8 protein-coding genes are annotated in these 8,437 nt (G+C 63.5%); all 8 read left to right on the forward strand.

Annotated elements, in window-relative coordinates; all coding sequences use genetic code 11:
* Positions 1 to 196 precede the first annotated feature (196 nt).
* The 8 genes from J1C48_RS08355 to J1C48_RS08390 all read left to right on the forward strand — a co-directional run bounded on the left by J1C48_RS08355 (position 197) and on the right by J1C48_RS08390 (position 8,110).
* Positions 197 to 382 (forward strand): hypothetical protein, encoded by a 186-nt coding sequence (locus tag J1C48_RS08355; protein WP_207257363.1) that lies wholly within the window; start codon positions 197 to 199, stop codon positions 380 to 382.
* Positions 379 to 1,872, forward strand: a complete 1,494-nt coding sequence (locus tag J1C48_RS08360; protein WP_207257364.1) for a sodium:solute symporter family transporter — start codon at positions 379 to 381, stop codon at positions 1,870 to 1,872. The genes J1C48_RS08355 and J1C48_RS08360 overlap by 4 nt, the downstream gene beginning before the upstream one ends.
* Before the next feature lie 236 nt (positions 1,873 to 2,108).
* A complete protein-coding gene (locus J1C48_RS08365) occupies positions 2,109 to 3,137 on the forward strand; it encodes an ADP-ribosylglycohydrolase family protein (protein WP_207257365.1) in 1,029 nt (342 codons plus the stop codon).
* On the forward strand, positions 3,137 to 4,117 hold the full coding sequence (locus tag J1C48_RS08370) for a PfkB family carbohydrate kinase (RefSeq protein WP_207257366.1): 981 nt from the start codon (positions 3,137 to 3,139) through the stop codon (positions 4,115 to 4,117). Before J1C48_RS08365 ends, J1C48_RS08370 begins: the two co-directional genes overlap by 1 nt.
* A gap of 122 nt (positions 4,118 to 4,239) precedes the next feature.
* Positions 4,240 to 5,289 carry an ABC transporter substrate-binding protein gene (locus J1C48_RS08375; RefSeq protein WP_207257367.1) on the forward strand — a complete coding sequence of 350 codons (1,050 nt, stop codon included), beginning with the start codon at positions 4,240 to 4,242 and terminating at the stop codon, positions 5,287 to 5,289.
* A 126-nt stretch (positions 5,290 to 5,415) separates the two neighbouring features.
* On the forward strand, positions 5,416 to 6,261 hold the full coding sequence (locus tag J1C48_RS08380) for an ABC transporter permease (RefSeq protein WP_425523490.1): 846 nt from the start codon (positions 5,416 to 5,418) through the stop codon (positions 6,259 to 6,261).
* On the forward strand, positions 6,258 to 7,049 hold the full coding sequence (locus J1C48_RS08385) for an ABC transporter permease (RefSeq protein WP_207257369.1): 792 nt from the start codon (positions 6,258 to 6,260) through the stop codon (positions 7,047 to 7,049). The genes J1C48_RS08380 and J1C48_RS08385 overlap by 4 nt, the downstream gene beginning before the upstream one ends.
* Positions 7,049 to 8,110, forward strand: a complete 1,062-nt coding sequence (locus J1C48_RS08390; protein WP_207257370.1) for an ABC transporter ATP-binding protein — start codon at positions 7,049 to 7,051, stop codon at positions 8,108 to 8,110. Before J1C48_RS08385 ends, J1C48_RS08390 begins: the two co-directional genes overlap by 1 nt.
* Positions 8,111 to 8,437: the final 327 nt, after the last annotated feature.

The following is an 8,437-nucleotide window of genomic DNA, read 5'->3' on the forward strand; positions in this document are numbered from 1 at the left end:
CTGTCCAGGGCGAACAAAAGTCTTGCAATACCCAATACGCTGCCGTCTTGCGGTGGCGAGCCTCGCAGTTTCTGATATGGCGTTGTGCCGTTGGCCATCGAATCGCAGAGTTCGATGCAAAAAGTCCGGCAGTCGGCGTCGGTCAAGTTTCGGGATCGATTGCGCCGCAACTTCGATCCCATGCAAGGAGAATGGCATGGTTCGCAAATTCAGTCTGGGCCTGATCGGGCTTCTGATTGTCGCCTGTTATGCCGTGCCTTACGGCATGCTTGGCGACGTCGCCAGCTGGAAGGGCGCTTTCCTGTTCTGGACCCTGGCCGGTCTTTTGGTGATCGGCCTCAACGCCGCGGCCACCGCCGGCTTCGGGGGAGAGGACCGGTGAGCATCACGGCCATCCTCATGGGCGTCGCGATCTATGCCGCCGCCTCCATGGTCGTCGCTTATCTGTCGCGCAGTGGCGACGCGTCGACCATGTCGGACTATTTCATCGGCGGGCGCTCGATGGGCGGGCTGGTCTCCGCGCTCTCCTATTCCGCCACCACCTATTCGGCCTTCATGATGGTGGGACTCGCCGGCCTCACCTATAAGGGCGGCGTCGGTGCCCTCGGTTTCGAGATTGTCTATTTCGCCGGCGTCTCGCTGGTCGCGATCTTCGGTCCGCGCTTCTGGGCCGTCGGCAAGCGTTATGGCTTCGTCACGCCTTCGGAAATGCTGGGTGCGCGCTATGGCAGCCGCTGGGTCGCGATGGCGGCGGCGGTCGCGAGCTGTATCTTCCTCGTTCCCTATTGTGCCGTGCAGCTCGCCGGTGTCGGCTATCTCCTGTCGGGGATGAGCGGCGGAGTGATTTCTTTTGGCGCCGGCATCGTCATCGCGACGATCCTTGCCATTGCCTTTTCCTACATCGCCGGCATCCGTTCGGTGATGTGGACGGACAGCCTGCAGGCCCTCGTCATGATCGTCGCCTCGGTTGCCGTCGTCGGCCTCGTCGTCGCCGAACTCGGCGGCTTCTCGGCTTTGTTCGGCGCGGTCGCAGAACGGAACCCGACGATGCTGACGGTCCCGGGCCCTGGCTTGTTTTCCTTCACCACCTTCCTCGGCCTGACGATCCCCTGGTTCTTCTTCGCGATTTCCAATCCGCAGGTCTCCCAGCGCCTTTACATGCCCGCCTCGCTTGGCGCCCTGCGGCGGATGCTGATCATCTTTTTGATTTTCGGCCTGATCTACACCCTGGTGTCCGTGCTCTGGGGCTTCTCGGCCTTTGTCGCCTTCCCGGATCTCGCCAAAGCCGATCTCGCCACCTCGACCCTGCTGGCCTCCCGTTTCGTGCCGCCGGTGCTCGCCGTGATCGTCATGATCGGTATCCTGGCGGCGGCCGTTTCGACGATCGATTCCATCCTTCTGACATTGTCGTCGATGGTCGCCCGCGATGTCTACGCCAATGTCCAGGCGAAGGCCGACGACCGGCGTCAGCTGATGATCGGCAAGCTGATCATCCCGATCATCTCGCTGATTGCGCTCGGCTTCGCCGCCATGCAGTTCAGCCTGATCGCGGTGTTGGCGGTCGCGGCCTCAACCGGCCTCGTGGTCATCGTGCCGGCGATCGTCGGCGCCTTCTTCTGGAAGCGCGGCACGGCGGCGGGCGCGCTCGTCTCGATCCTCGGCGGCAGCATCTTCGTCGTCGCGATGTATCTGACGGGCAATTCGCTCTTCGGCCTGAATGCCGGCATTCTGGGCCTCCCGATCGCGGCGCTGCTATTCGTGGCCGTGAGCCTCGCGACGGAGCCAGATGACGATGTCGCGGCTGATTTCATCGCCATTGCCGATTCATCCCTCCGCCCCCGCTCGCTCGCGGGTCGAACGGTGATCGCGTGATCGTCCAAAGATCGGCATTCGGCCCCGTCGCGCAAAGACAGTCATTGACGCGGGCGACGCCCATCAGCGGGATTTCGCGCCGGGTGCTTGACCCTCTTTGCCGGGCCGCGATCGGCGGCGCGAGGCTTGAGGGAGCATCCGCTACGTCATCTGAACGGAGGACGCTCATTTGATGGAGCCCGTCACCAGCCTCCCCAATCCGCCTTGTCTCGCATGGCATCGAGAGTTCTAGAACGATGTCCAACGTCAGCGACTCCCGGTTGGACCGGGCCATGGGCGCGCTGATCGGCGGCGCTCTCGGCGATGCTCTCGGCATGCCGACCCAGTTGCTCTCGCCGCAAGAGATCCGCGATGCCTACGGCCCCGTCGCCGGCTTTTTGGCCCCCAGCGCCGATCATCCCGTGTCCAAGGGCCTGCCAGCCGGCATGATCACCGACGACACCGAACAGACGCTGCTTCTCGCCGAGCAGCTTCTGGAGGGCGAGGAGCGTTTCGACCATCACGCTTGGGTCGCGCGGCTGTTGGCTTGGGAGGCGAAGGTCAAAGCACGGGGCAGCTATGATCTCCTCGGTCCGTCGACCAAACGGGCGATCGACCTGATCCGTGCCGGGACGCCGGCCGAAGAGGCTGGCCGTCAGGGGACGACCAACGGCGCGGCGATGCGCATCGCGCCCATCGGCATCGTGATGCCTGTCGATCCCCTCGACAGTCTGGTCGCGACGGTTGCCGAAACCTGCGCGGCGACCCACGCGACGATCGTCGCGATATCCGCCGCTGCGGCGGTTGCCGCTGCCGTCAGCGCGGCAATCGACGGCGCCGACTGGAGCGAGGCGGCCGGACGTGGCGTCGAGGCGGCGCGGGCCGCCCGCCATGTCGGCGCCTGGACCGCCGCCCCTGATATCGCGGCGCGCATCACGTGGGCACGCGATCTCGTCGCGGGACGCTCGGAAGTGGACGCGATCGCGGCGATCGTCGACCTCGTCGGCACCTCCGTCGCGTCGCAGGAATCCGTCCCCGCCGCCTTTGCCGTCGTGGTGGCGGCGCAAGGCGATCCCTGGCGTGCGGCCGTCATCGCCGCCAATCTTGGGGGGGACACCGACACGATCGGCGCCATCGCCGCGACGATGGCGGGCGCGGCTGCCGGCCTGGCGCGCCTTCCGAGCGACCGGGTGCAGGCGTTGCGCGGCATCGACATTGCCGATGTCGGGCGCCAAGCAGATGGCCTGCTCGAGCTGCGCCGCGCAGCCGAAGCCGGGCGCTGCTGATGGCGCCCCGGCTGATCCATATTGGCGGGGCCGTGATGGATTACGTCTATCGCGTGCCTCGTCTTCCTGAACGCGCCGCCGAAGTGATGGCGACGAGCTTCGAGCGACTCCCTGGCGGTGCCGTCAACATGATGGTCGCGGCCCGTCGGACAGGGCTGGCCACGGCATGCGGCGGCTTCCTCGGCACTGGGCCCGACGGAGACGCGCTTCGCAGGTTCCTCACTGCCGAAGCGATCGACGTTCTGCTTCCTCCCCTTTGCGGAGTCGATTGCGGAAATTGCGTGGTTCTGATCACCCCCGATGCCGAACGTTCCTTCGTCTCTTTCCCAGGTGCGGAGGCACGCATGGCGGATCTCAGCGCACTGCACGCTGAGCTGCGACCCGGCGATTTCCTCGCCGTTAGCGGCTATGTGCTTGCCTATCCGGGCAGCCGCGATGGCGTGCTCGCCCTCATCGAAACCCTTTCACCGGGCATCGCCGTCGTTTTCGACCCGGCGCCGGTGATCGCCGACATTCCCGTAGCGATCCTCGATCGCATGCTGGCGCGAACGACGTGGCTGAGTGCCAATCTGCACGAGATCAGGGCGATCATCCGAGCCGAGGCATCACCCGAGCTGGTCTCCGCTCTCCTCAACGGCAGGATGGCTGGCGGACAAGGCATCGTGCTTCGCAACGGCGAAACGGGCGCTCACCTCATTTTGCGCGGTGAGATCCCCGAAGCCGTGCCGGGCTTCGCCGTCGAGGCCATCGATACCAATGGCGCCGGCGATACCCATGTCGGTGCGTTCGTCAGCGCGCTGGCCCGCGGCGCCCGGCCGGGTGAGGCGGTGCGCTACGCCAATGCGGCCTCGGCGATCGCGGTCACGCGGCGGGGCGGGGCGTCGGGACCGACCCATGACGAGATCATCCGCTTCCTGTCTCTCGCGTCGACAGCATCAGCCCGAAAATCGGGATCGATTTTCGGCAAGCCCGGTGCGTAGGATTCATCAAAGTGCGCGTCCATTATGCCGTCCTATCGGACGCTCGGCGCGCCAGCCGGCAGGAGCCGGCAAGGCGATAACGGGTCAATGAACCGGCTGCGAACGGCCGAAAGGGGCATATGATGAAAAAGACGACGGCAATTCTGGTTGGTTTGGGCCTCCTCCTCACCGCCACCACGGCGATGGCCAAGGACCTCCATGTCCTCAACTGGAAGGGATATGGAACCGACGAGCCCTTTGCCACCAAAGCGTTCGAAGCCATGACGGGCGACAAGGTCGTCAACGACTTCTTCAACTCCGAACAGGAGATGTTGACCAAGCTGCGGACCAATCCCGGCCTCTACGACGTGGTCATGATCAACGCCGCCTTCATGCAGCAGGCGCTTGAGGAAAAGCTGGTTCAGCCGATCGATATCAAGACGATCGAGAACTACAAGGACATCGACGCCGCCAAAGCGACGTCGACGATGTTGAATGTCGATGGCAAGACCTATGGCGTGCCCTGGACTTGGGGCTTGACCACCATCGCTATCAACGAAAAGGCCTTCGACACGCCGCCGACCTCCATCAAGGAAATGTGGAATCCCGATCACAAGGGCCGCGTGACGATCCGCGACGATGCCGTCGAAGCGATTCAGCTGGGCGCTCTCGCCACCGGACAGAATATCAATGACATCAAAGATATCGATGCCGTGAAGACGTCGCTCGCGGCGCTGCTTCCGAACATCCGGACATTCTGGTCGTCGGAGAATGACTGGAACCAGATGGTCGCGTCGAACCAGATCGATCTCGGCACCTATTGGTCGGGTTCGGCCGGCCGCGCGAAGACCAAGTTCAAGCTGCCGGTCGCGCTCGCCATTCCCAAGGAGGGCGCTGTCGGCTGGCTCGATACGTTTGCCATTCCGCAAGGGGCGAAGAATGTCGAGGGCGCGGAGAGGTTCATCGACTACATGCTTTCGCCGGACTTCTACACCAAGTGGGACGAGACCGTTGGCGCGCCGGTGTCGGCGAACGCCCGGGCGGTCGCCGCGCTGCCCGCCGATTCCTTCAACCGCAAGGTGATGGGGGCACCGGCCGTCGCCGATCGCATCCAGTTTCAAGAACCGATTACCGACGCGCAGCGCGAGGACTATCTGAAACTTTGGCAGAGCCTGAAAGTCGGCACGAACTAGGCCCACCTTTCGCCCCAGCCGCCTGCGGGCTGCAGCCACGGCTCGTGGCGAGCGGGCCGGTCGCCATGAGCGGCGGGAGCGTCCGCATATGACGTGCAAGGCAAGATGACCATGGCCGTGACCGGTATGACACGAACGAACGGTTTGAAAAAAGCGCTGCCGTTGCTCCTGCCGGCCTATGGCTGGCTGACGCTGGCCATCTTCCTGCCATTGTCGGCGATGGTGTATTTCTCGCTTTTGACGACGATGTCGTCGACGACGCCATCGCTGACCCTTGCCAATTATGCGGCCTTCTTTTCCGATCCGCTCTATGCGGTGCTGTTGCTGCGCTCGGTGAAACTGGCGCTGCTGGTCATGATGATCTGCGTCGTGATCGGCTTTCCGGCCGCCTATGTGCTCGCCAAGATCTTCAAGGGGCGGGCGCGCGAAGCGATCTTCCTGATCGTCATCCTGCCCTTCTGGAGTAACTCTCTGGTGCGGGTCTTCTCCTGGTCGATGGTGTTGCGGGAGGGCGGCATCCTCGATGTCGTGCTCAACGCGATCTTGCCCTTCAAGGTGAGCGTCGATCTGATGTATTCCTACCCGGCCGTCGTCATCGGGCTCGTGCACTCCTACCTGCCCTATATGGTGCTGACGTGCTATCTCAGCCTGCAGGCGATCGACGACGCGCTGATCGATGCGGCCCGCTCGCTCGGCGCGTCACGGACGACGATCCTGCGCCGGGTGATCGCGCCTTTGGCATTGCCGGGCGTCTTGGCTGGATCGGCCTTGATCTTCATCCCCGTCATCGGGTCCTTTATGGAACCCCGCATTCTCGGCGGACGAGGCGGAACGCTCTATGGCACGGTGATCGAGGACCAGTTCACCGCGGTCTACAACTGGCCTTTGGGGGCCGCCCTTTCTTTCATCTTGCTGGCCGTCGTGCTGGCGATTCTTCTCGCCGCCGCCCCGGTTCTGAGGAAAGCCGCATGATCCGGGCGTCGGCCTTCCTGCCGGGCCTCGGCCGCTTCTATATCGGCCTCGTCCTCGCCTTCCTCTATTTGCCGCTCGTCATCATGGCGGCGATGTCCTTCAACGCCTCGCCCTTTTACCAGCTGCCCTTTGAATCGACGACGCACTGGTACGTCGCGCTGGCGAACGATGACGGGCTGATCGCCGCGACCTTCAATTCTCTCAAGATCGCGATCCTGACGACGGCGATTGCGACGGTTCTCGGTACTGCCGCTTCTCTTGGCTTGTTCCGATATGAATTCACCGGCAAGCGGCTGCTTCAGGCCTTGATCGTTCCGCCGATCGCCATCCCCTGGCTGATCTCCGGCACCGCCATGCTGATCTTCTTTTTCGGCACCGGCATCGGACGCGGCTTGCATGCAATCCTGCTTGGCCATGTCGCCTTGGCTCTGCCTTACGTCATCATCGTTGTCTCGGCCCGGCTTCAGACCTTTTCGCGGGATCTGGAGGATGCCGCCGCCTCGCTCGGTGCGAGCGCCTGGCAGACGACCTGGAAGGTGACGCTGCCCTTGATAGCGCCCGGCGTCATCGCCGGAGGTCTGTTTGCCTTTGCCGTCTCCTTCGATCAGTTCGTCGTGTCCTATTTTCTGGCGACGCCTGGCCAGACGACGCTGCCGGTTGAAATCTACGCGGCGATCCGCAAGGGCTTCACCCCCGAAATCAATGCCGTCTCGACGATCATCATCGTGTTTTCCATGAGCCTGATGCTCGTCGTATCGCGATTTTTCCGCTTTGGAGGCGATCACTAATGGCGCGGGTCGAGGTTCAGAATGTCCAACGCGCCTTCGGTGACCACAAGGCTGTCGACGATGTGTCGATCACCTTCGAGGACGGTGGCTTCTATGCGCTGCTCGGCCCCTCCGGATCCGGCAAGACGACCCTTTTGCGGATGATCGCGGGCTTTGAGTTTCCCGACAGCGGCTCGATCCGCATCGACGGCGCCGCGGTCGAGACCGTCCCGGCGAACAAGCGGCGGATCGGCATGGTCTTCCAGAACTATGCGTTGTTTCCGCATATGAGCGTTGCCGCCAATGTCGCTTTCGGCCTCGAGGTGAGCGGACAAAAGGGCAAAGACGTCCGCCGCGCGGTGTCCGAGGTGCTCGATCTTGTCCAGCTCGGCGATTTCGGCAAGCGCCGCCCGCATCAACTTTCCGGCGGCCAGCGCCAGCGCGTGGCACTGGCGAGAGCGATCGTGACGAAGCCGCGCGTCCTGCTGCTCGATGAACCGCTGTCGGCCCTCGATAAGGCGCTGCGAACAACGATGCAGGGGGAGCTGAAGCGTATCCAGCGCGAGGTCGGCGTCACCACCATTTTCGTCACCCACGACCAGGACGAGGCGCTATCCATCGCCGACCAGATCGGCATTCTGAAGGACGGCCGGATCGTTCAGTCGGGGGCGCCGGAAGAGATCTACGACCGGCCGAACAGCGAATTCGCTGCGACCTTTCTCGGCGATGCCAACATCCTCGACGGGACTGTCGTGGAGGGCCGATTGCGATTGGACAATGGTGCGGTGGTCGCGCTTCCGCTCGATTCGACGCAGACATCGGGGCGGATGCGCTGCGCGATTCGGCCGGAGCGCGTGCGCCTGGCAGTCCGAAACGCGGGAGGCCGTGCCGAGCCCGGCGCGACCGTCGTTTGGGGGACCGTCAGACGCCGTCTCTTCTCCGGCAGCTTCAGTCGCTATGCTGTCGATTGCGGTGGCAGCGAATTGCAGGCGATCGCCCAACGCGGCGCAACCCGCGATCTGGCAATCGGCACTGAAGTTGAACTCAGCTGGGATCGGCGCGACTTGATCGCGCTTTCCTGACACGGACCGGCACCGGTTTGGCGGCTCCCGGCAAGCCGCCGCCTGATCCGCCGCCTCGCAAGATATCGTCATGGGCGACGGTGGTTCGGATCGAAAATCATCCATAAATATGATCTGTCAACCTTGCCATTTTGGTGAAGAAGACAAGCTATTCCTTTGTCTGACTGACGATCTTACGTGTCGGTGCGGTCAAGTTCGAGTTCATTCGGCAGGTTTTGATGGCGATGGATGCGGATGGGGGGATTTCGGCCTCGGATTTTGTTCAGGCGGGCCGGGTTTTGCGGGTGGTCTCGCCGCTGGGCGAGGACGTTTTGCTGGCGGAGCGGG

The organism is Jiella flava, assembly GCF_017349315.1.
Taxonomy (GTDB): domain Bacteria; phylum Pseudomonadota; class Alphaproteobacteria; order Rhizobiales; family Rhizobiaceae; genus Jiella; species Jiella flava.

What these genes read in the sequence shown, in the direction of transcription:
- J1C48_RS08355 (WP_207257363.1), top strand. Translation starts at nt 197, where the DNA reads ATGGTTCGCAAATTCAGTCTGGGCCTGATCGGGCTTCTGATTGTCGCC.
- J1C48_RS08365 (WP_207257365.1), top strand. Translation starts at nt 2,109, where the DNA reads ATGTCCAACGTCAGCGACTCCCGGTTGGACCGGGCCATGGGCGCGCTG.
- J1C48_RS08370 (WP_207257366.1), top strand. Translation starts at nt 3,137, where the DNA reads ATGGCGCCCCGGCTGATCCATATTGGCGGGGCCGTGATGGATTACGTC.
- J1C48_RS08375 (WP_207257367.1), top strand. Translation starts at nt 4,240, where the DNA reads ATGAAAAAGACGACGGCAATTCTGGTTGGTTTGGGCCTCCTCCTCACC.
- J1C48_RS08380 (WP_425523490.1), top strand. Translation starts at nt 5,416, where the DNA reads ATGACACGAACGAACGGTTTGAAAAAAGCGCTGCCGTTGCTCCTGCCG.
- J1C48_RS08385 (WP_207257369.1), top strand. Translation starts at nt 6,258, where the DNA reads ATGATCCGGGCGTCGGCCTTCCTGCCGGGCCTCGGCCGCTTCTATATC.
- J1C48_RS08390 (WP_207257370.1), top strand. Translation starts at nt 7,049, where the DNA reads ATGGCGCGGGTCGAGGTTCAGAATGTCCAACGCGCCTTCGGTGACCAC.